This is a genomic window from Legionella cherrii (genome assembly GCF_900635815.1).
In the GTDB taxonomy this organism is placed as follows: domain Bacteria; phylum Pseudomonadota; class Gammaproteobacteria; order Legionellales; family Legionellaceae; genus Legionella; species Legionella cherrii.
Window position 1 is genome coordinate 3,283,815 of the sequence record NZ_LR134173.1, and the last position, 23,344, is coordinate 3,307,158.

Genomic DNA, 23,344 nt, shown 5'->3' on the forward strand with positions numbered 1-23,344 from the left:
ATCAACAACAATAAGGGCTGTTTTCAATTCGCTGGCTTGAGCCAAAATGCTTTGACTTTAGAGCACCGAAACGCAGCGTACAACGAATTAGTGGGTATCGGCGCACATAAAATTAAAGCATTTTGGCCAAGACAATAGAATGGTACACAGCCCCTACGTTCATTACGGTTTTTGTAGGAGATAATCATGCCAAAGCTTCATCATGATATTGAGCTCAAAGAAGTAAAAAAAGATAAGCTGCCTGATAAAGTTGCTTCCTCATTATCAAAGGGAGTCACTGAAAAAAGAATATTAAGTGATCAATTTGGGACCTATTATCTGATTAAAAAGCCAGATGTCTTAACGATAGAAGACGTATTTAAAGGATATCTTTCTGATGAGGAACTGCAAAAACCCTCCTTTGACACCATGGAGCATATTTTTTCAATTAAACTTGAAAGTGCCTTTCTGGAGATTTTAATTCCTCGAATGGCAAAAAAAATGTTTGAGGGGATTTTAGAAGTCCCTGAAAATTACCTCCATGTCGATAAAGACAAATCCATTGGTGTCATTTCAAAATTCATCAATAGTTTTTCTGAATTTTTATCGCAAAAAGAAACAGTCAAAACGGAGCCATTATTCGAACGGGAACAATTACCTAAACGTGATGATTTATCACTTACCTCTGAAGAAGCACGATTTCTAGGTCAATTGTACGCAGTAGCACTCGTTTTTAATTTATGGGATTTATTGAATTCGAAATTACTCAATTCGGGCTATTGTGTGGATAAAAATCATCAAAAGCGAGCTGCTATTGTTGATTTTGGTTGTGGAGGTACTCTAAGTTATAAAGGAAGACATGCAGATACACTGGCTTTTGATGATCCTGATTTTTCTCCAACTAAAAAAGTAGCTTATTCATTTTTTGGACAAAAATATCGTGATCATTATCGTCATGGCTATGCCTTACCCTTTGATAAATTAGTTGCCCCTCTTTTGCCTCATACGATAATTGCTGATTTATTCGATATGTCTAAAGAAGATAAAATTAGCCGCTCCATGCTTGAAGGTTTTTGTGAAGCAATTACCACAGCGGAGAAAAACATGGCTCAAGATCCTCATTTATTAGAAGACGCCTTATTCCAATCATTGAGCGCAATTACTTTAGATTCCTCGATACAAACACACGATTTGAAATCCCATTTAAATGCTGAGTTTTATGGGAAGCCAGAAAAAAACTCACATGCTTTAGTGACTATTCTTCAGCAACGTCTTCATAGCGTTAAAATGCTTCTCATGCAATTTAAAGTCGGAATATCAGCAACTGAGATTCAACAGGAAATCAGAGACTATTATTATTATTCTCAAAATTGGGTAAAACCTTAAAGGAACTGCTCCGATCATCAATCCACTCAATTGGAATTTGCTATTTTAGAATTTTGTGTGTATTAATTTAATATCGTGATGCACCATTTTTTTCTCATCTTTCTAAAATATGTGAGGCATTCTATGCTTTTTAACCCTCTTGATAATAGTTATCTTTATAATATCTATGATTTCAATATGCGTTTACTTCAGCCTTACTCCGATTATTTTGACAATATGGCGAAACGTCTTCGCAGAGTTTCTGACAATATTAATTTGCCGGTTAAAATTCCATATATGTCCAATGAAGGACAAGAGGTGTTAAAAAGAATATTGGATTCATCTTCAGGTTATTTTCGTAGGCTATCCGGTTACTCCTATATATTTCACATTATTACGAATGTTTACGATAAACCCCAATTTGATATTAATGAAGTGAAAATCCATGATGAATACTACGATGTCCAAGAAGAAATTATAAATAAAAAAAGTTTTTGCAATCTGATTCGTTTTAAAAAAGTAAATGCGGAACACCTGAATTTACCCAAATTACTCGTCGTCGCACCGATGTCCGGACACTATGCTACGTTGCTACGAGATACCGTTAAAAATTTACTTCCAATGTACGATGTCTATATTACTGACTGGAAAAATGCTCGTGATGTGCCCTTAATTGAAGGATCGTTTGATTTGGATGATTTCATCGATTACATCATTTCTTATTTTAATTTACTTGCACCCAATTTAAACGTCATGGCGGTATGTCAGCCGACAGTACCGGTTTTAGCTGCCGTTGCTCTAATGTCCACCAATAATTCACCTAACCTTCCTCGCACAGCAATATTGCTAGGGGGGCCTATTGATACGAGTCAATCACCTACTTCGGTCAATGAATTAGCGTCTTCCAGAGGAGACGATTGGTTTCAGCAAAATGTCATCTCGATTGTGCCCTCCCGTTTTCCAGGTGCAATGCGTCTGGTTTATCCTGGATTTATGCAACTTGCAGGTTTTATGAGTATGAATTTTCAACGTCATGTGGAATCACTGCAAAAAGCAGTCGATCGATATGCAGATAATCAAAAAGAAGCAGCCTTTAAGATAATCAAGTTCTACCTTGAATATTTTTCAACGATGGATTTGACTGCCGAATTTTACATGCAAACAATCAATACAGTTTTTCAAGAAAAACTATTAACAACCGGGCGCTACAAATCGCGCGGACATAATGTGCGCTTACAGGACATAAAGAATACTTCTATTCTGGCAATAGAAGGGGAACGAGATGATATCACGGGCGTAGGACAAACAAAATCGGTGCTCAGTTTGTGCAAAAATCTACCTGATTCGATGAAAAAATATTTCCTGGCTGAAGGAGTAGGTCATTATGGATTATTCAACGGCAAAAAATTCCGCAACATCATTATCCCGGAAATTCATGCCTTTACAGAAGAACATACTGATTCTTAATAAACAGGCAAAATTTTCTTCGATAATTCAATATAATTGACTCCACCGACATTAAAAATAAGCTATATTAAAGTGAGACAATCAAAAGGAACTGATATGGCTACTACAAATAATGTTGTTCATCATCATGAAAAAGAAACGTTACAACATCATCGCGGATGGCTCTTTGGTTTCGGGGTACTCCTGTTAATCTTGGGTTTTATTGGTTTAGGCATGGAAATCGCGTTAACCATAGTGAGTATGTATTTTTTTGCTGTGCTCCTCATGGTTTCCGGGCTATCACACATTGCTGATGCATTCAAATATAGGAAATGGGATGGTGCCATATGGAAAGTCTGTATTGGCATATTGTACCTCATTGGAGCAGGTATCATCCTGTATGATCCCTTGTTAGCCTCTACAATCATTACTGCGTTATTGGCTTGGACGCTTATCGTTATCGGCGTTACTCGTATTACCATGTCCATTTCATTACGACATACGACAGGCTGGGGTTGGATTTTCCTTGCAGGAGTGTGCTCCTTAATCCTTGGTATCCTAATTTTATTACATTGGCCAATGAGTGGATTATGGGTAATCGGACTGTTTATTGCAATTGATATGATAGTGAGTGGTTGGACTTATATTCTCATTGCAATTGCTCTGCGCACCTCCAAAAGGTTGCCCAGCTAAGAATCGGCGTTTTTGTTACTCATTAGACAGTGAGCATAATCTTTAATCTGATGGGCATTTTGCCCCATCAGATTTGCTTAGTCTCTACGAGAAACTCGTCAATTGACCTATCTTAATCATTCACGTGAACGTGCCTGTCCCTAACCCTACTACGGATTTTCTAAACCTTTCTAATAAGCGAAGGATTGGAACTATCTCTTTTTATAGAGCTATTTATGTAAAAAAAATCTAGAATTATAGAAAATAGGAGTGAGATATGGACAAGATTCCCAAAGAAGGTTTTATTCTTTCTATCCGTAGCCGATTAGTTATTGGCTTTGCAACGCTTTGTTTGCCTTTATTGGTATCAATTATGCTCTTGCTCCCCAAAATAAATTGCATCATGCAATTGAGCCAATTAATTAATCGCGAAAGTTTACCTCAAATTCTTGATACCCAAATTTATCAGGCCCAAGATATTCTCGAACATTGGGCAATGACTGGAGATCCCAAGGATAAAGACTCTTTTGCGCATATATGGAGAGAAATTAATGAAACTCGAAGTCAATGGAATCAGATTATGCACTCCAGCGAGCTGGATAATACTGAGTTACAGAAAAAATGGGACAAACTTCAAAACTTGTATGAGCCTCTTTATGAAATCCAAGCAAAAATAATAAATGCCCCTAGAGATCCTAATAATCCCAATAATGTAGAAAATAGTAGAAATACTACAAAGGAAATTCAAAATGCAATGATTGATATTATTGATGGTCCCTACTCTTTTGAAGAAGGAAAAAGAATAGGAGGTTTTTTTAATGAAATATCATCAGAAATTGCCAAAAGTACAAATAGAATAAATGAAAGCTTAAGTTCTTTAAAAAAATCGGCTTATGGGTTACTTGCTTTCGCCATTGCCTTAACTCTTATTGTGCCTTATGTGACCCAAAAATCGATATTAGCCGCCGTGGATTTTGCTATTGATATTGCGAAACGAATTGCTGCGGGTGAGCGTAACATTCCAATTCAACTTCGCTCAACAGGTAGACTTGGGAACTTGTTTATAGCGCTCAAGGCCATGCAAGAGGCAATTGCAGCAAATGATGAGGCGCTACGTGCGAAAGAATGGGAAACTCGAGCATTATATGAACAGCTAGTCAATTCATCAAAAAAATTCAGCGAATTCAGCAGCAAAGTTGCAGCAGGAGATCTTCAAGAGCGACTTGAACTTGATAAAGAAGACATATTGCACGATTTAGGCCGTGATTTAAATTCCATGACCGATGGTTTGGCATCCATTACTAAAAATATTACCGAAGTGAGTACGAACATAGTCACTATGGTGAACACGGTGATCACTTCTGCAGAAGAACAAGCAGAAGGTATTACCTCCCAAGCATCCGCTATTAATGAAATCAGTGCTTCACTGGAAGAAATGGATAAAAGCTCAAAACAAACCATGGAAAAAGCTCAAACGCTGCGGGAAGTAGCTAAGAATACTTATGAACAAGGGAAATTAGGTACACAATCCGTAGAACAAAGCATTTTGGGTATTAGAGCTTCAGAAGAAAAAATGAAGCTCATTGCCCAAACCATACTTGATTTAAACAATCAAACCCAACAAATCGGTGACATCACCTCAGTGGTCAATACTTTAGCGCAACAATCAAAGATGTTGGCATTGAATGCTGCAATTGAAGCATCAAAAGCTGGAGAATCTGGAAAAGGCTTTGCAGCAGTAGCGAAAGAAGTAAGAAATCTCGCCGAACAATCTGAACAATCAACCGTACAAGTACAAAAAATTCTTGAGGACATTCGTCGCGCTACTGAAAAAGCGGTTATTGTTACTGAAGAAGGGACTAAAACATTGGATTCAGGAGCAAAATTGATTGAGAATGCAGGTAAAATCATTCAAACACTGAGCCAAATGATTAATGATGCCTCTATAGCAAGTCAACACATTGAGGTAGCTATTCGTCAAGAGGCAGTCGGAATCGAGCAAATCGTTGAAAGCATGAATGAAATTAACCGCACCACCTCCACTTTTTCCAGCGGCATCAAAGAAATGATGACATTTATTCATCATTTGGACGAGATTGCCAAGCAGCTCAAAGATGATGTGGATGTGTATAAAGTTTAAAAGGTTGGATCAAAAGGACCCAACCAGCTTGTTATAATTATCTATGCCAGGTCGATCCATATCTTGTGGTACCACAATGACCGTTAAAACAACCTTTATTCACACTCGTATGGTGACAATTGCCTCCACGACAGACGGTATAACTTCGGTGATATCCCCAGGCAAAAGAGTTAGATATAAAGCCGCTCATAACGATAATCAACATAATTTTTTTTGATAACATAACCACTCCTTCTAATTAATTATCCAAAATGATTAATAAATGTGCAATATGCATGGTAAGTATAGTTTAATTTAATGAGTTTTTGCTGATCTTTGACCATCAAGGTAAAGCTACAGGTAAGTTACGAGGTAAACGCTTTAACGGCCAAGAAAAATTAAGACGTGTACTTGAGTGCATCAATAACCCCAAAAAACTTTATGCTTATGGCGACAGTAATGGGGCTCAGGAAATCTTAAGTTATGCTACTCATCCTTACTATCGCACTTTAACTCGCTTTTTTTCCTGGCAAGCAGTTCTCTGACACCAACATGGGATTAAAAATTAATTCCAGAATGTCTCCTTGAGAACTGCTTCTTACCGTTAAATTACATCGCTCCGGATTCAAATAATTCTACAGAGCGACCTGTTTGGTTTCTTGAATTATTGTTTCAAATACATAATCTGCAGGACTAAATTTCAGGTAATCGACTAAAGAATAATGAAGCCTTCCATTTTGCTCTGGAGTCTTGGACAATATAGGTGATGAGATAAAAAACCACTCATTAAATCAATATACTCTTTGCTTTTTTATGAGCTAAAGTACATTTTATGGATCTAATCGATGTAAAGGAGTACCAATGAATCATATTCTTATTGTTTATGAGCAACAGATTGAAGCGTACAAAAAACATTTTATCAGCGTACTCGAAGGTTTTTTAAAGCAAAGAAATTATGAGCTCTCTGTATGTACTTCATTAAAAGATGCTTATGCTGTGAGCAGCTTAAATCCACGAATTGTTACGATTCTTTATGATTGGGATGATTTCGGCTTTGATGATTTACATCATTTTTCGAATCATAATAAATTGTTACCTATCTTTGCAATGGCGGATAAGCATGCCTCCATTGACATTAACCTGAGTGACTTTGATCTTACTCTGGACTTTTTGCAATATGATGCAAACTTAGCACATGATGATTTTAAACGCATATTACTTGCCATAGAAAAATATCAACAAGAAATTTTACCTCCATTCACCAAAGCGCTGATGCATTACGTGCACGAATTGAATTATGCGTTTTGTACCCCAGGGCATTTAGGAGGCACGGCGTTTCAAAAAAATCCTACCAGTGCCGCATTTTATGATTTTTTTGGCAAAAATATTTTTCGCGCTGATCTTTCAATTTCAATTGAAGAACTTGGAAGTTTACTGGACCATTCAGGACCTCAACGTGATGCAGAGGAGTTTATAGCGAATATCTTTAAAAGTGATCGCTCATTAATTGTAACCAATGGCACATCAACATCCAATAAAATAGTGGGAATGTATTCGGCAACTTCAGGGGATACTGTAGTGATTGATCGTAACTGTCATAAATCAATCGCCCATTTTCTGATGATGGTCGATGTTATCCCTATTTATCTAAAACCGACGCGAAATACTTATGGTATTCTTGGTGGGATCCCTAAATCAGAATACTCGGAACAAGCGATCCACGATAAAATTCTTGGGCATCCAGAAGCTACAGCGTGGCCTACTTACGCGGTCATTACTAACTCGACATATGACGGCATACTTTATAAAGTTGAAAACATTCAAAACGAACTCAAGGTAAAACACTTGCATTTTGATAGTGCATGGGTCCCCTATACGAATTTTCATCCCATTTACGCTGAAAAATTTGGACTTAGTTTAACGCCACAAAAGGATCAAGTGATCTTTGAAACGCAGTCAACCCACAAATTATTGGCAGCGTTCAGTCAATCATCGATGATCCACATTAAAGGTTCTTTCGATGCAGCCATCCTTGATGCCAATTACATGATGCATATGAGCACCTCTCCTTTTTACCCTCTTGTCGCCAGTTGTGAAGTCTCCGCGGCAATGATGGCCGGTAATCATGGATATGATTTAATCAACGAAGCGATTGAATTAGCATTGGACTTTCGCATGGAAGTAAAACGCTTAAAAAAACAAAGTACAGATTGGTATTTTGACGTGTGGCAACCGACATTAGAAAAAAAATCATCCTGTTTTCCCTTAAAACCCAATGAAAAATGGCATGGATTTCATAACGTAGATGAGGACCATCTGTTTTTAGATCCAGTGAAGGTAACCGTGCTTTTACCAGGAATCAAAAATGATGAGCTAGATGATTGGGGAATTCCAGCTGTCATTGTGGAAAAATTTCTTGCATCGCATGGAATTATTGTTGAAAAAACAGGCCCCTATTCCATGTTATTTTTATTCAGTTTGGGAATTACTCGCGCAAAATCAATGGCATTATTGGCTGCTTTAAATAAATTTAAACAACTTTATGATGAAAATGTACCGGTCAAAATCCTACTTCCTCAGTTGTATCAAGAACATCCTGAATTTTATGAAAAGATGTCCATTCAATCCTTGGCTAAGACCATCCACGGTTTAATGCAAAAACATAATTTGCCCCAAGTGATGTATCATGCTTTTGATACATTACCTAAAATCGTCATGACACCTCATCAGGCTTACCAAAAACTCATTCGGCAAGAAACACAATTGATCCCCCTATCCCAATTGAAAGATAAAATTTCTGCCGCAATGATCCTGCCCTACCCACCAGGGATTCCTTTAATTATGCCAGGAGAACAAATTACTGATGAGAGCGAACTGATTCTTGATTTTCTCCTCATGCTGGATGATATAGGAGCAGCACTACCAGGTTTTGCAACTGAAATTCATGGTGTTGTAACTGGAGATGATGGAAAGAGTTATGTACAGATAATTAAAAAAGCTTAGAGCCGTAATGAGGCTCCTGCACATGGACGTAAAATGGTTTAGGCAAGGGCAATAAGGCTTTTTTTTGAGCAGTTTATGATATAATTTATTATGTAACTAATGACCTTTGATGATGCGATATAAAATTACAGAGCAATTTGCACGCGGCGAAGAAAAATTCATTGCTGAGTTTGATGAATTAAAAAATATAAATTTATTTCTTACAAAAAAGGTCGCGAATTCAGATCAAGAAAAGCAAAAAATTATTTATAGAATCTACGATGATTCTGATTTATTGCAGGTGTTAAATAATGAAAATGTCTCTGTAGCCTATGCAAAATATGCAGAAGGCAATGGAGATCTTAATATCATCCAGCTTCCATTCATGGTGCTGATTAAGCCAGAAAACGTACAGGAAAAAAGTGAAATTGCTCGCTTTAGCGAGAAAATTGATGCCGATTCATTTATAGAGGATAAGTGCGAATTAGATGAAACAGTTCAAGATAACGATCTCTTTTTTCTATTTAAAAATCAGAATCTTATTGATACCTCAAACAGGGTTATCAATTCACATCGAAAAAAAGAAGCAATTCGCTTTACTGAAAATGAACAAGGAGCAAAATTTCATCCATCTCCATTACCAAACCGCCCAAAACCTCCAGGTGGTCCTAGTGACTGCTGGATTGAAGAAGATGAAAATAATTGAGTAAAACAGTAGCCACCAACAACATGAACTGAGACAACCGTTCTCAAGCCCTTGGTGCGGTTATTGAGCAAATTGTATCTTCATTAAATTCAGTGACAAAATTCCTCAGCATTTTTTCAACTTCAGAATGAATGGCTTCTTTGGCTTTTGGCTCCATATTTTTAATATATTGTTCTGGATGATGCAAAAGAGAATCTAGCGTAATCATTTCTGCCGAAGATACAGATTTATTGAGTTCTCCCTCGAGAATGAGATTAATCGCAGAAACGATATCGCTGGCATCATTTTGTTTTCTTAGACGATTTAGTATCGCTTGAACATGGATCTTGAATGTATTAACTTCTGTAAAAAATTTATAATTTTTAGTTTCACGCATAATAATGTTTTTCGATTCTTGCAACACATAACAAAAAGTTGCAATATTGTATAATAACTTATAACTTTATTCCATTTTCATGCAAAGCAAATCTGCATTTTTCCCTTCCAATCACTATTTTTCAATAGATAACTTTGATTACGTCTTTCGAAAAATGGTCTTAAGTGCCTATGCGAAGCGTTTTAATAGTGTGGCAGATGCTCGACTTTATTTAGCAATATGCGGAATAGACCTAGAATCCACTGTCAAAATACTCTTAACAATGGAAAAATCTGGATTGCTCACTACACCTATAGCCGAAGCTATTTTTGCTCCAGTGGGATGTGGTGATATTGCAAATGCATTTTGTAAGCTGATGACTGGCGATATCATGATAACTGGAAAAAAGGGAATTCAATCTCTTACCCCGCTCATAGAGGCACTCGAAAAAGATTTGCCCAAAATTATCCGCATTGATATTCCTGGGCATTCTTATGTCATGTTGGCTTGCGAAAAAAAAACGGAAGGGGTTTTGGGGTATATTTATCAATCCAACGTAGCGTATGACATGGAAGATAATGCTTTTTCCCTTGCTGCATGGCTAATGGATGCGAAGTCGTGTAAAACAAATCTTTCTGAACATGTACAAAAATTAGCGCGACTGATTAATCCTGCTGTTTCTAATTTAGAGAAAGAAAGCATCTATTTTGAGTTATATTCTGCCAAACCCATCGTCGATGTCAAAGTCCCCGCGAACATGAAAGAAATGGTCTCATACATTAATGAGAATATGAGTTTTCAATACACAATCAAATCAATAAACGCTAAAGACATGCTCCATGTTTCAAAACGAATACAGAAAATAATAAGTCAGCACCCTGAAGAACAATTCCAATCCTTGGAGAGCTATATTTCCAGGATGAGAATAGAAACAGAGTGTGATAAAGAATTTTATCCTCTAACAGAGCCCTCCTAAGACGCGTCAAATGCATCCCTACTAAGGATGTGGAGATAAAATGGGTGCGAGCATAACGCAGCACTAAAAAGGCTGCAGTATGTTGGGCATGGCTACGCATCATTTTGTGAACGATTATCTTTCATTAATGGCCAATTATGTTACAATATGGACAACAGTAGATTGGAATTAGCTCGTGTCTTCCTTAGTATCTCCAAAGAATTATCAATGGATAGCCAGTCTCTATTTTTTTCAAAGCATACCTTATGTGGTAGTCACGTTGATCGCAACCATCATGTTTCAACAATATGGGATGACCAATACCCAAGCTGCGTTTTTAACCAGTTTATTTATGATCCCTTGGACAATTAAACCGCTATTTACACCTTTTTTGGAAGATCGTGCTACCAAAAAAAAATTAACCCTTTATGCACAAGCCACCTTGAGCTTCCTTTTTATGTTCATGGCATTAGGCGTCGATACGCCCTATTTTCTTATATTGAGTTCATTAGGTTTTGCAAGTCTTGCCTTTATTTCTTCACTTCATGATATTGTTTCTGATGGTATTTACTTACTTTTAAATAATGAGGAACAAAAAAGATACGTTGCTTGGCGCAGTTTCTTTTATCAAATGGGAAGACTGCTTATTAAAGGAGGCCTATTGGCCCTCATTGGCGGCCTCGCGTTGCACTATCAATTTAATGTATGGCGAATATTTTTTCTCAGCTTATTTGTCATAGGGCTTCTGCTTACCTGTTACCATAAAGTTAAAATCCCAGAAAACGACTCACGAACCGAATCGATTCACTCCAACTATCACCAAATATTTAAAACGCTTTTCTTTAATAAAAAAATCTATCCTATATTACTCTTTATTTTTATATATAATTTTTCCGAAGCCCAAATGCAAAAAATCATTCCTTTATTTTTATTGGATCACGAGGGATTAGCGCTCAACTTATATCAAGTTGGAGAACTCTATGGGATTTTTGGAAGTACCTTATTGATGTTAGGTATTTTTATGTCGGGTTGGCTTCTTACTCATTATAAACTGGAGCTCTGTATCAAAAAGGTAACGGTACTCTTGCTTCTTGGTCATTCACTCTATCTTTTGTTTCCTCTTTTTAATGCAAACCATAACCTACTTTATCTGGTTATTTTATTGAATCAATTCACTGTAGGTTTGGCCAATGGAACCTATATGGGATATCTGTTGGAAGCAGCCAACAAAAGCGCCTACCCAATGTCCATGTACACTGTTTGTACCTCCATCATGGCCTCAAGCTATGTGTTTTTTGGTGCACTCAGTGGTTGGATGGAGCAACAACTGGGTTATTCTGTTTTTTTTCTTTATATTTTCGCAGCAAACATAATGCTTGTCATAATAACTTTTAGAATGATGAATAAGTATGACTGACTTACTGATAACCTTAGAGAATGAATTAGTACAGGCACGCTCGCTTGCTGATTGTGATCTTGCCTTGAGTTATTATTTAAATAAAAAAGGGATTACCACGTTCTCATTTACTTATTATGCCTATCATCCCAATTCAGCCAATCATTTAAAATATGATATGTGTTCCGCCAATTTCAAAGCCTGGCATCAACATTACCTTGCAGAACAATACCAAAATATTGATAGCACACTGAATTTTGTTTATAACAATCATTTACCGATTTATTGGAATTTAAAACAGCAATTGGCACAAGCGGCCAGTGAATCAGAACGTAAAATGCGCGAAGACTCTATCGCCTTTGGCGCAGAAGCAGGCTTATCAATCCCTATCCATGGTCCACATAATAATTTTGCCATTTTGTTATTGGTGCAAATGCAAAATCAGCACTGTAATTTACAGGATAACCGTGCACAATATGATTTTTTTGTTACTGCGCATCTCTACTATCACTACATCCAAACTCATCTTCTCGATCAAATTAGTGAGAAAGAAGCTTTTCATTTAACCCAGCGTGAAATTCAATGCTTGTTGCTGATCGCGGAACAACATTCCGTCAAAGAGATATCTCAACGGCTTGAAATCAGTGAACGAACGGTTAATTTCCATATCCAAAAAATCAATAAAAAATTAGGTACTAAGAATAAATATCAATCCTTGGCTAAGGCCTTAGAATATCAATTATTAACCTTATGATCCCCCTGTCACAATTGACAGTGGTTAATGACCAATTGACAGGATTAAAATTTAACTTCCTGTTCATTGGAGATACATAATGAATTTTTTTAAGAAAATTATTCAATTAACTACGATTGCTGCTTCCCTAATTCCTGTAGGAGCAAATGCAAGCTTAACTTTATACACGACCAATTGGTCTATGTATGGCCAAAATCCTTACGAGTATGATGGAGCTTACAAAATAGGTCGGCCATATGGACAATTAGCTTATGTGTACAATCCGGACATGGTCGCTCAATTCAATAAAGCGGATGTAGTCGCCTGGAGTTTTTTACAAGTATGGAACAGCAAAGATCCCAATCAAGCCCAATATCAAATCCCCTCCAGCTGGGATGGCTTAATGCATTTTGCAGATCTCTGGGGCGAGCTGCCTTTAGAAGGTTCCTGGATCTCACCTTTGCCACCAGAAACAAAAGATTTCCTCGATTTTTGTACCGCAAATCAAGGTTCATGTACTTCCATACAAATGAATGGCAACACCGGTCAAAAAGAATTATTTAATTACACGGATCAAAAAGGTGTGGGGCAACTCAACAGTTTTGGCGCCTTTATTCATTCCAATAAATATACAGCAAAACGCATCATTGCAATTGGTGGTGCCAACACAGTTGAAAATAAGGGAATCAGCACCGCTACATTTGCCGCCATCTTCGCCAATCAAGATAAATTTTTAAATCAATTTAAATCCTGGATGAATCATTTTAAAAATTTAAAGGGAATTGACTATGATTTTGAACCCCCTATTGATTTGCAAACAGGCGGCCAATTACCTCCCGATGCAAATACTCTGGCTGACTACAAACATCTTTTTGATTTAGTCAAAGCCAGCCGACAAACCTTAGGAAAAGATGCTTATATCTCGGTAACCATCACGGTGAACAAAGAGTATTTGGAGCAAATCAATCAATCAGTTGATGGAGGTTGGTTTAAACAAATTGCAAATTATGCCGACAGTGTTAATTTAATGACTTATGATTTACATGGTCCTTGGTCACAAAGCAGTGATCCCTATACAGCAGTGCATGCCTATTTAAAGCAACCAGAAACCAGTCATAAAGATGAGTTTGCCATTAACTATGCAACAGATTCAATTACTGAACAAGTTCTTGCATACGGTATGCCCAAAGAAAAATTACAAGTGGGTCTAGCGGCCTATGGCCGAGGATTTTCTGGGGTAGCACCTGGTGACAACCTTGACCTACCTGGTTTTGAACAACCCTGGACGGGGGCAAGCCATTTTGCTTCTGAATATTCCATACAAGATGGTCTGCTCCCTTATAAATCGGTAGATAAATTGGTAAATCAACTCAATTATAAGAGCTATCGAGTCAATGCCTTTGATGAGAACAATACCCCTTTGATTACGGGTTCTTATCTCTACAACGCAACCGCCAAACAATTTATTGGCTATCAATCTCCTGAGGTAGTTAAGGAGGTATGCCGGTTTATCAAGAACAAACAACTAAAAGGCGCCATTATGTGGAGTGCTGATACCGACTTACCGGTTTCGAATCCCAACAGTTTGGTTGCAGCTTATAAGAGCTTATGCAACTAATCTAGCGAGCTGTCCCCCTTCACCCCAACCCTGTCCCTTTAGGCAAAGGGTTAGGGTGAGAGGAAGCTTGCAATTTTTATTCCTTAACCTGAAATCCACGGATCCCAATCTCATACAAATCTTGTATCTCCATAACTCTTTGACTATTATTTAAAAAAGACCTCAACTCAAGACAATGAATCTATTCTCTTTCCCAATAGCATCGAAATGGAAAATGATATTGTTATTCCTATCAGTGATTGCTATTTTTTTATATCTCGTTATGCAAATAATGAATGTTCCATTCGCTGAAGTTCCTTTATTGATCATCATAGTCATTGGAGGCATCCCCTTATTTTTACAAATCGTAATTAAACTGTTTCAAGGTAATTTAGGGGCAGACTCCTTAGCAGCTATTGCATTAGTCACCGGTACCCTTCTCCACGAATACCTGGCTGTTGCGCTCATTATTCTCATGCTGGCAGGTGGACAAACGTTGGAGCAATACGCCATGCGTAAAGCATCCTCTGTTTTAATGGCCCTCGCCGCACGGATGCCCACCAAAGCCCATCGAAAAACAAAAGATCACATTGAAGACATCACATTAGATGATATTCGTATTGGTGATGACATTGTTGTCTATCCCTATGAAATTTGTCCGGTCGATGGCAACGTTGTGGAGGGACATGGGATGATGGATGAGTCCTATCTGACTGGTGAACCTTACATGATTTCCAAAGCGCCGGGAACTCCTGTAATTTCCGGCGCAATCAATGGTGAATCCCCATTAACGATTCAGGCAGTCAGACTCCCTTCCGATTCACGTTATGCAGCGATTGTCGAGGTACTTAAAGAAGCAGAACAACGAAAACCTTCATTACGACGATTAGGAGACCAAATCGGCGCCATTTTTGCTCCGTTAGCCTTGGTCTTTGCATGCGCAGCCTGGTACCTCACTGGGGATTCGATGCGCTTTCTCGCCGTAATCGTCATCGCAACACCTTGCCCTTTACTTATAGCCATTCCCATTACCTTGATTAGTGCAATTTCTATGGCAGCAAAACAAAGTATTATTATTCGTGATCCAACAGTTCTTGAGCGATTACCGACCTGTCGCACTGCAATTTTCGATAAAACAGGAACATTAACCTATGGCAAACCCGCATTATCAGAAATCCATGTTGCCAAAAACACATCCCTGAATTCAGATCACATTTTGCAATTTACAGCAAGCTTGGAACGTTATTCAAAGCATCCGCTTGCTCCTGCAATCCTGAAGGCTGCTGAAGAGCGTCATTTAAGATTGCTTGAAGCAGCTCAAGTTTCTGAAAAACCAGGACAAGGGCTAATTGGTACGATTGAGCGTCATCAGATTCATGTAACCAGTCGTAATAAATTTCTGCTTCATAAGCCAGAATCTGCCAGCGAACTTCCACCTGAATCTCCAGGGTTAGAATGTATTATTCTCTATGATGAACAATTTGTAGGTTCATTAGTTTTTCATGATGCGCCACGTAAAGAAGGAAAATCCTTTATCAGCCATTTATCTCCCTCCCACCAATTTAAAAAAATAATGCTTGTGTCAGGCGATCGTGAGTCTGAAGTAAGATATTTGGCTACCCAGTTAAATCTCAAAGAAATTCATGCATCACAAAGTCCCGAACAAAAGCTTGCCATTGTTCGCGAAGAAAGAAAAAAAGCACCCACAGTATTTATGGGGGATGGTATTAATGATGCTCCAGCACTCACCGCAGCAACTGTTGGAATTGCCTTTGGGCAATACAGCAATATAACTTCTGAAGCAGCCGGCGTGGTAATCATGGAAAATACTTTGAAAAAAGTAGATGAATTAATTCATCTGAGCTTGGATACCCGCAAGATTGCATTACAAAGCGCTGTTGGAGGAATGCTGCTCAGTGTCATTGGGATGAGCTTTGCATCACTCGGTTATATCACTCCGGTAACTGGTGCTATTCTTCAAGAAGTAATTGATGCACTTGCTATTGTTAATGCGCTCAGGCTTGCATGGGGCGGCAAAATTAAAATTGATTTACCCCCTATTTCTGCCAGCTAAATTGTGTCGATGGTCGAGAAACAATTTCCCTCCAATTGTCATTTATTTGTACTTGTTTAACTATACTGTATATAGGAACACGAAAATTGGAGGTATGGGATATGAACTCGCTCAAGCAGAATGATCCTTATGAGGCCAGAGTTACAATTGAAAAAAAAATTATCTCTAAAACCACAGGACAAAGTATCGACGCGTTAAAAGCACATCTAAGCGAACAATGTGATTTAGAACATTCCGGCGCGGAAGGAGAAATTATTGAACTGGCCACCGGCAAGATTATCTATAGATGTCATAAACAAACGATAATCGATCAATAAACTTTCCCTAATATCTCTGATCATGACACAGTATCTATGCTCCATATTAATCTTTCAACAAGATATCTAAATCGTTATAATAGGAATTCACCTAAAACCAAGGATTGGACATGCAAAATTCCTATGGGTTTGGCAAAACAGTCGACTACGCATTCGATCAAGCACTTGAGCATGTAACCAAGTAAAAACCCGGCTCCAACGTGTTTTACATCAAATTTAAGGAAATAACAAAAATGATTTGGAGATCTTGTCAAGTCAAGCTAATGATAATCAGTAAGTACTGGTAGCGCGATGATTCGAAGAGCCGTACAAAAAAAATTGATTGTATTGGGGCTATGTCAATTTCTAGCTTCTTCTTTAGCAAGCGCTGAGAACGTAAAACCAATTAGTTATATTGAAGCAGTGAGACTTTCACTCAGTAGCAATCCTCGTATTGGTGCAAGCCAAGCCCAAATTGAATCAGCTAGAGCAGCCATTATCGAAACCAGAGGAGCTGGCTTACCGAAGCTGGGTTTGGAAATGAATGCTGCTCGCAGTGACAATCCTTTAAACGTTTTTAGTTATAAATTAAGTCAGGGCAATGTTTCATTTGCTGATTTTGGTCTGGGGCAATTCACCGGGCCCGGTTCAATTAATGTAAGACCACAAGCATTGGATTCACCAGGGTATTACAGTAATTACAATGCAGGATTTAAATTAATCGTCCCCATTTATTCAGGGGGTGAAACCATCGCGAGATTAAGAAATACTAATGCCCTACTTCGTGCAGCGCAACATGGGGATCAAGCGGCACGCATGCAATTAGCTTATGATATTCTCCAAGCTTATGAAGGTGTTCTTGCTACCAACAAACTTGTCGTTCTTGCGAATGAAGAGGTCGATGCGGCTACCTCTTATCTCAAAACAACCAAAACCCTTTTTAAACAATCGCTGGTCATAGAAAGTGACTTGTTACTCGCGGATACTTATCTGAGGACAGTAAAAACATCTTTAATAGAAGCGCAAGCACAATTGCAAAACCATCTTGATGAGTTCCGCAGCTTAATTGGCCATCAAGATCGTTTGTATGTTCCAAAAAATTCCGTTCAGTTTCCAACAACAAAAAGATCAATTGCCGCTCTGACACAAAAGGCATTCATCCGGAACGCACAATTGCGTGCAATTAAATCAACTATAGAGGCGGGTCGCGCCAATGTTGATGCAGTCAATGCAACAAACAAACCGCAGGTAAACTTACAATTGCGGCAGGATTGGAATGGAAATAATGTTGGTGCTGGACTTCCATCAAATCTCATCGCCCTTGGTGTCAATTGGGAATTATTTAGCTCAGGCGAACATTCAGGAGCAGTTCAAAAAGCAGTTGCAGAGGTCAAACAAGCTACCTTTCAATTAGAAGATACTGCGAATGCACTGCGTCTTGCACTTATCCAGGCACGACGCGCTGAAGAAGTTGCAGCGATTCAATATCAAGCAAATCATGCTAATGCAATGCAAGCAAAAAAAGTTGTAGGTCATCTAAGCAAAAGATATGGGCGTGGATTAGTTCCACTTGGGCAATTGTTGGAAAGCCAAATCAAATGGGCTGAAGCAAAAAATAAGTGTATCCAATCACAATACAATCAAATTCTTGCGCGAGGACGATTGTTAATGCTAACGAATGAGTTAATTCCATCAGAGAAATAAAATAGTGTAATTTATTGGACAAATGAGAGTTGCTAATAAAGAGATGTTTTCACAACTCTTTCAACAAAAAATGCATCGGAGCACATGGATTTTGAATAAAAATATCTCACATAAACCACTATTAAACAGTGCTGGCCAAATGGCTAGAGCCTTTATTCACTCAAAACTCACCCTGCTCATTATTCTTAGTTCCCTGCTGTTTGGTGCGCTTGCATTAGAGTTCACACCACGAACTTATAATCCTGAAATTGTAGTGCCTGTTGTTGCAATTTCCGTGAGTCGCCCAGGAAGTGATGCTCAGGAAATGTTGCATCAAATCGTAAGGCCATTGGAAGGACTTATGGCATCTATACCGGGAGTGGATCATACCTATGGCATGGCAATGAATGACAATGCATTAGTCACAGTACGATTTAAAGTAAACGAGAACGAAGAAAACAGCCTGGTTAAAGTGTACAATCAAATCAACAGCAATATGGATAAAATGCCTTCGGGCACATTAATGCCGTTGATACAATCAATCAGTCTATATGATGTCCCTCTGTTGACAATTACACTTAGCTCCTCTCAATACAGCTCAACTCAACTGCAGAACATGGCAACCACAGTACTCGAGCAATTACGCGGGGTACCTCAAGTAGGTAAAAGCTGGGTGATGGGTGCATCACCTTCTGCACTGCGAGTATGGTTAGATCCAGATAAAATGGCTGCACATTTCATTCCATTGCAAAAAATCAAGCAAGCATTGGAGATAAATAATATCAGCCTGAATGCGGGAAAATTGGAGCCTGACCTGCGTGAAGTTCCTTTACGTATCGAAGGAAATCTCATCTCAGCGGAGGATCTAAATCAAATCATTATTGGAGTAGATAATGGTAAGCCTGTCTTGTTAAAAGATGTTGCTCGAGTTGAGTTAGCACCCGCAGAGGAACAAATTCGTTCCTATTTAGCCTTCGGCCCAAGCGCCTCGAATCAGCCCACAGGGGTGCTCAAACCTGCAGTGACGCTTGCGCTGGCACGCCAAAAAGGAAGCAATGGGGTAGTTGTCGCCAATGCCATACTTGAGCGATTAAAACTCGTTAAGGAAAGTCATATAATACCCAGCGATGTAACAACTACTGTAACCCGCAATTATGGTGATGATGCTAATGATGCCGTCAATACATTGATCGAGCATTTAGGAATTGCAATCACTTCTGTAGTGCTTCTTTTAATGCTGTTTTTAGGTTGGCGTGAAGCATCCATAGTGATTTTTTCCATACCCCTGATACTCTGTATTGTACTAGGGATAGGATGGATATCAGGTCAAACAATTAACCGAATCACCTTATTTGCATTAATTCTTTCGTTGGGTCTATTGGTAGATGACAGTATCGTTGTCATTGAAAATATCCATCGTCATATGATGCAAAAAGCGCAACATAACCTCACTCGTTTGATTGTTTATGCAGCAAATGAAATAGGCAAACCAACCATCATTGCTACCTTTACTGTCATTCTTGCATTGATTCCCATGGCTTTTGTTTCAGGCATGATGGGCCCTTTTATGGCGCCTATCCCTTTTAATGCTCCTCTAGCCATGCTTACTTCACTGATTATTGCCTATACCGTTGTTCCTTACTTGGCTTATCAATGGCTAAAAACAAAACACCGCGCTTATTTGCACTCAGGGAATCAAGCAACCATCTCTGAAGAAAAACACCACTTAAGCTTGATACATAAAATTTATATTTATCTTTTTACTGGGCTTTTAAAATCTCGATGGATAAGATATTCATTTTACGTGTTTATTTTTGCTCTTTTATTTCTGGTGCTGTTGCAACCTTTATGGCAGTTCATCCGGCCATCAGGAACTAATGGCCCGTTGAGTCCCTTAGGCGTTGAATTGAAAATGCTTCCTGATGATAACGTGAATACCTTTTTACTCGAAGTGAACTCTGGAGCAGGTTCCGCGTTAGAGCAGACCCGAAAGATTGCAGATGATATTTCTAACGTTCTTGCCCAAAATCATTTTATAACCAATTATCAGCTCTTTTTGGGTCAAGCAGCCCCCGAAGATTTTGCAGCTATGGTTCGAGGGGATGCCATGAATACTGGCCCCCATTATGCACAAATTCGCGTCAACTTAATCAACAAACACGAACGAACTATTGGATCTCATGAAATCGCCCAACAGGTTTATGATTCATTGTCTGAAGTGCGTCATACTTATCCCTTGGCCCATATCAAACTTTTTGAAAGTCCTCCAGGACCTCCGGTTCGTTCACAAATGGAAGCTGGATTGTATGGACCCAATTACAATCAGCTAAGAGAACTAGGACAATACATCAGCAACACTCTCTACCCTCAAATTTATGGGATGATTAATATTGATAATTCAGTCACTGAGGATTTAACCGAATACAAACTATTGATTAATCGAAATGCTGCTGTTTTTTCAGGTCTACTTCCTAATGCACTGGCTAACGAGATACGCAGTTATTTTAAAGGGGTTAATGTAGGTAGTGGCCATAGACCAGGCCTTCTTGAACCAGAAAATATCATACTTCGCTTGCCCAGAATCACGCGGAATAATATTACATCTCTAAAAAAATTGTATTTATTAAATCAGCAAAATCAACTTATCCCCTTATCAAGGATAGTTGATTTCAAAAATGTAATCCAAGAAAAACCCCTTTTCACCCGCGATCAACATCAAGTTGTTTATGTCACAGGCGAGATGCTACGCTCCAGCCCAGCCTACGCGGTAGCAACCATCACTCAGATGCTGCACCATGAAAAACTGCCTCATGACATCCATTTAACCGTTGGGAATCTTGGATTTACAGAGGAGCAACCGCAGAATATTACTAAAAATCAATTACTTTGGCTTGGCGAAATGCGTTTAACATTAGACGTATTTCGTGATTTAGGCTCTGCATTTATAGTAGCAATTGTACTTATTTATATATTACTGACGGGATTTTATCGGTCCTTTTTCATCCCTCTAATTATTATGGGAGCTATTCCACTCACAATTATTGGCGTATTCCCCGGTCACTGGATTATGCATCAACCGTTTACAGCCACCTCCATGATCGGGGTGATTGCTCTGGCAGGAATTGTTGTACGAAACTCTTTATTACTTATCGATTTTATTTTAGAGAAACAGCGAGCCGGGTATTCAATCGAATCTGCAGTCACAGAATCCGGTGTGGTTCGGCTCTTGCCTATTCTGTTAACCGCTTTTGCAATTATTTTAGGATCCGCAGTGATGTTATCTGATCCTGTATTTGGCGGGCTTGCCATTTCATTAATTTTTGGGGCCTTTGCTTCAACTATACTTACATTATTCCTCATTCCTTTAATTTATTTGGGTTGGTGGAAATGGCGTAATTCTTAGCATGCTGACGAGGAGCCTCTCATGAACACTGAACGTATTGTTCGCATTGTTGCGGGAACATTTATTTTACTTTCGCTGGCAGTTGGTGTTCCACAAAGCCCCCTTTATCTCAGTAACTATTTTCTTTGGGTTACTGTATTTGTAGGTGCCAATTTATTTCAAAGTGGATTTACTCAGTTTTGTCCTCTAGAAAAAATCTTGAATCGATTTGGCGTCGGTTGCAAATAGACAACATTGAATCAGGGAGGATATGAGTATGGCTCACATCATCGTTAAAGGGGCTGGAATTGCGGATGTCTCAACTGCCTATGCATGAGGGGGAAACTTGAAACAACCCATAAAATCACGGTAGTCCATGAAGTTGACTATGTCCAATTTCTTCCATCCAACATTTGGGTCCGGATAGGTTGGCCCTCGGGTTAAGCAATTACTTTTGAAAATGCTTGGAATTAATCGGTTAGAATAGACTCAGTTTGCTTTCATTAGGCTATAATTTCAGTTAGGAAGGAACCACCATGAAAATATATCTCATTCAGCATGGAGAAAGTCTGGGAAAAGAAATTGATCCCCAGCAATCACTGAGCAAGCAAGGAATAGCTGACATTGAGCATTTAGGGCATTTTCTGAGTCATAAAAAAATAAAAATCGCTCGGATAATTCACAGTGGAAAACGTAGAGCCGAGCAAACTGCGTCAATACTCGCATCCAATTTGCCATTCTCCGGGGAAATCGAATTTCATCAAGGGTTGGAGCCTTTAGATGATGTGAACCCCGTTTCATCTGAAATAAATCAGCAACACCACAATATCATGCTTGTGGGGCATATGCCATTTATGGGCAAATTGGTTGGCAAACTTGTTGTTCACGATGAAGACAGAGCTCTTGTTGCTTTTGTTCCGGGAACTATCACCTGCCTTGAGCGAACGGATGAAGGTAAATGGATTATCAATTGGATTAAACGCCCAGATATATATAGAATTTGATATTGCAAGCAAGCTAATGGATTATTAAATAAATAATTTCTAATCGCCAGGAGGTCTCATCTATGTACAAACAAATTATGGTCGCTGTGGATGATACTAAAGCCTCCACTTTAGCGTTAAAGGAGGCCATTAAACTTGCAAAAAATCAAAACTCCAAACTTCGAGTGATTCATATAATTGATACTTTATATGAAGGTGATGTCGATCGCGAATCATTTGTTGAGTTAACCAGAAAGCAAGGACAGGAAGTTTTAAATTCAATGAAAAAAATGCTGAGTCGTGCAAAAGTAGAGTTTGAAATGAAACTTTCTGAGTTAATCCCTTCCAAGGCTCAAATTGCTGAAAAACTCGTTGATGAAGCAACAAGCTTTTCTGCTGACTTAATTGTTATAGGGACCCATGGTCGTCGCGGAATCCATCATATATTGACAGGAAGTGTAGCCGAGGAGGTCATTCGAATTTCCAAGACTCCTGTATTGTTAATTAGAGGTTAGAAAGATAAAGATGTAATATCAATTAAAAATTACTCTTGATTTGATAAATTGACTTTATTCTGCTTCACTTAATTCATTCGAATTCATTCTTCAAACCTATGTTTGG

The 23,344-nt window shown here is 38.5% G+C and carries 20 protein-coding genes; 18 read left to right on the forward strand and 2 right to left on the reverse strand.

Features of this window, described 5'->3' with window-relative positions; all coding sequences use genetic code 11:
• The first annotated feature begins 186 nt into the window (after positions 1–186).
• The 4 genes from EL022_RS14020 (at position 187) to EL022_RS14035 (ending at position 5,602) form a co-directional block, all read left to right on the forward strand.
• Positions 187–1,365 (forward strand): hypothetical protein, encoded by a 1,179-nt coding sequence (locus tag EL022_RS14020; RefSeq protein ID WP_028379983.1) that lies wholly within the window; start codon positions 187–189, stop codon positions 1,363–1,365.
• A gap of 123 nt (positions 1,366–1,488) precedes the next feature.
• Positions 1,489–2,811 carry a polyhydroxyalkanoate depolymerase gene (gene phaZ / locus EL022_RS14025; protein ID WP_028379982.1) on the forward strand — a complete coding sequence of 441 codons (1,323 nt, stop codon included), beginning with the start codon at positions 1,489–1,491 and terminating at the stop codon, positions 2,809–2,811.
• Positions 2,812–2,907: 96 nt separating this feature from the next.
• Positions 2,908–3,483 (forward strand): HdeD family acid-resistance protein, encoded by a 576-nt coding sequence (locus tag EL022_RS14030; RefSeq protein ID WP_028379981.1) that lies wholly within the window; start codon positions 2,908–2,910, stop codon positions 3,481–3,483.
• 256 nt (positions 3,484–3,739) lie between these two features.
• Complete coding sequence (locus EL022_RS14035; protein WP_028379980.1) at positions 3,740–5,602, forward strand: methyl-accepting chemotaxis protein; 1,863 nt, start codon at positions 3,740–3,742, stop codon at positions 5,600–5,602.
• A gap of 37 nt (positions 5,603–5,639) precedes the next feature.
• Here the strand turns inward: EL022_RS14035 and EL022_RS14040 are convergent, their stop codons facing one another.
• Positions 5,640–5,825, reverse strand: coding sequence for a hypothetical protein (locus EL022_RS14040; RefSeq protein WP_081776842.1), 186 nt, complete (start codon positions 5,823–5,825; stop codon positions 5,640–5,642).
• Between the two features lie 82 nt (positions 5,826–5,907).
• On the opposite strand from EL022_RS14040, the gene EL022_RS14045 reads away from it, so the two are divergent.
• The 3 genes from EL022_RS14045 (at position 5,908) to EL022_RS14055 (ending at position 9,269) form a co-directional block, all read left to right on the forward strand.
• Complete coding sequence (locus EL022_RS14045; RefSeq protein WP_028379979.1) at positions 5,908–6,126, forward strand: HAD family hydrolase; 219 nt, start codon at positions 5,908–5,910, stop codon at positions 6,124–6,126.
• A 316-nt stretch (positions 6,127–6,442) separates the two neighbouring features.
• Entirely contained in the window at positions 6,443–8,584 is a 2,142-nt protein-coding gene (ldcC, locus tag EL022_RS14050) for a lysine decarboxylase LdcC (protein WP_028379978.1), read from the forward strand.
• Between the two features lie 109 nt (positions 8,585–8,693).
• Positions 8,694–9,269, forward strand: a complete 576-nt coding sequence (locus EL022_RS14055) for a hypothetical protein (protein WP_241972190.1) — start codon at positions 8,694–8,696, stop codon at positions 9,267–9,269.
• Between the two features lie 43 nt (positions 9,270–9,312).
• Here EL022_RS14055 and EL022_RS14060 read toward each other — a convergent pair whose 3' ends face one another.
• A complete protein-coding gene (locus EL022_RS14060) occupies positions 9,313–9,645 on the reverse strand; it encodes a hypothetical protein (protein ID WP_051544391.1) in 333 nt (110 codons plus the stop codon).
• A gap of 79 nt (positions 9,646–9,724) precedes the next feature.
• Here EL022_RS14060 and EL022_RS14065 point away from each other — a divergent pair, with 79 nt between their 5' ends.
• From EL022_RS14065 to EL022_RS14115, 11 genes are all read left to right on the forward strand, one after another.
• Positions 9,725–10,600 (forward strand): hypothetical protein, encoded by an 876-nt coding sequence (locus EL022_RS14065; RefSeq protein ID WP_028379976.1) that lies wholly within the window; start codon positions 9,725–9,727, stop codon positions 10,598–10,600.
• A gap of 175 nt (positions 10,601–10,775) precedes the next feature.
• Positions 10,776–11,996, forward strand: coding sequence for an MFS transporter (locus EL022_RS14070; protein ID WP_028379975.1), 1,221 nt, complete (start codon positions 10,776–10,778; stop codon positions 11,994–11,996).
• Positions 11,989–12,729, forward strand: a complete 741-nt coding sequence (locus EL022_RS14075) for a helix-turn-helix transcriptional regulator (RefSeq protein WP_028379974.1) — start codon at positions 11,989–11,991, stop codon at positions 12,727–12,729. Before EL022_RS14070 ends, EL022_RS14075 begins: the two co-directional genes overlap by 8 nt.
• 79 nt (positions 12,730–12,808) lie before the next feature.
• Positions 12,809–14,326 carry a glycosyl hydrolase family 18 protein gene (locus EL022_RS14080; protein WP_028379973.1) on the forward strand — a complete coding sequence of 506 codons (1,518 nt, stop codon included), beginning with the start codon at positions 12,809–12,811 and terminating at the stop codon, positions 14,324–14,326.
• A 175-nt stretch (positions 14,327–14,501) separates the two neighbouring features.
• The gene (locus EL022_RS14085; RefSeq protein WP_028379972.1) at positions 14,502–16,379 is read left to right on the forward strand and encodes a heavy metal translocating P-type ATPase; all 1,878 of its coding nucleotides are present in this window, start codon (positions 14,502–14,504) and stop codon (positions 16,377–16,379) included.
• Between the two features lie 101 nt (positions 16,380–16,480).
• Positions 16,481–16,696, forward strand: a complete 216-nt coding sequence (locus tag EL022_RS14090; protein WP_028379971.1) for a ubiquitin family protein — start codon at positions 16,481–16,483, stop codon at positions 16,694–16,696.
• A 291-nt stretch (positions 16,697–16,987) separates the two neighbouring features.
• Positions 16,988–18,379 carry a TolC family protein gene (locus EL022_RS14095; RefSeq protein ID WP_051544390.1) on the forward strand — a complete coding sequence of 464 codons (1,392 nt, stop codon included), beginning with the start codon at positions 16,988–16,990 and terminating at the stop codon, positions 18,377–18,379.
• Between the two features lie 91 nt (positions 18,380–18,470).
• Positions 18,471–21,761, forward strand: coding sequence for an efflux RND transporter permease subunit (locus tag EL022_RS14100; RefSeq protein WP_028379969.1), 3,291 nt, complete (start codon positions 18,471–18,473; stop codon positions 21,759–21,761).
• Between the two features lie 21 nt (positions 21,762–21,782).
• Positions 21,783–21,989: a YgaP family membrane protein gene (locus EL022_RS14105; protein WP_028379968.1), complete on the forward strand. Its 207-nt coding sequence runs from the start codon at positions 21,783–21,785 to the stop codon at positions 21,987–21,989.
• Positions 21,990–22,276: 287 nt separating this feature from the next.
• Positions 22,277–22,744, forward strand: coding sequence for a phosphohistidine phosphatase SixA (sixA, locus tag EL022_RS14110; protein WP_028379967.1), 468 nt, complete (start codon positions 22,277–22,279; stop codon positions 22,742–22,744).
• 62 nt (positions 22,745–22,806) lie between these two features.
• Positions 22,807–23,238 carry a universal stress protein gene (locus EL022_RS14115; protein WP_028379966.1) on the forward strand — a complete coding sequence of 144 codons (432 nt, stop codon included), beginning with the start codon at positions 22,807–22,809 and terminating at the stop codon, positions 23,236–23,238.
• The last annotated feature ends 106 nt before the right edge of the window (positions 23,239–23,344 follow it).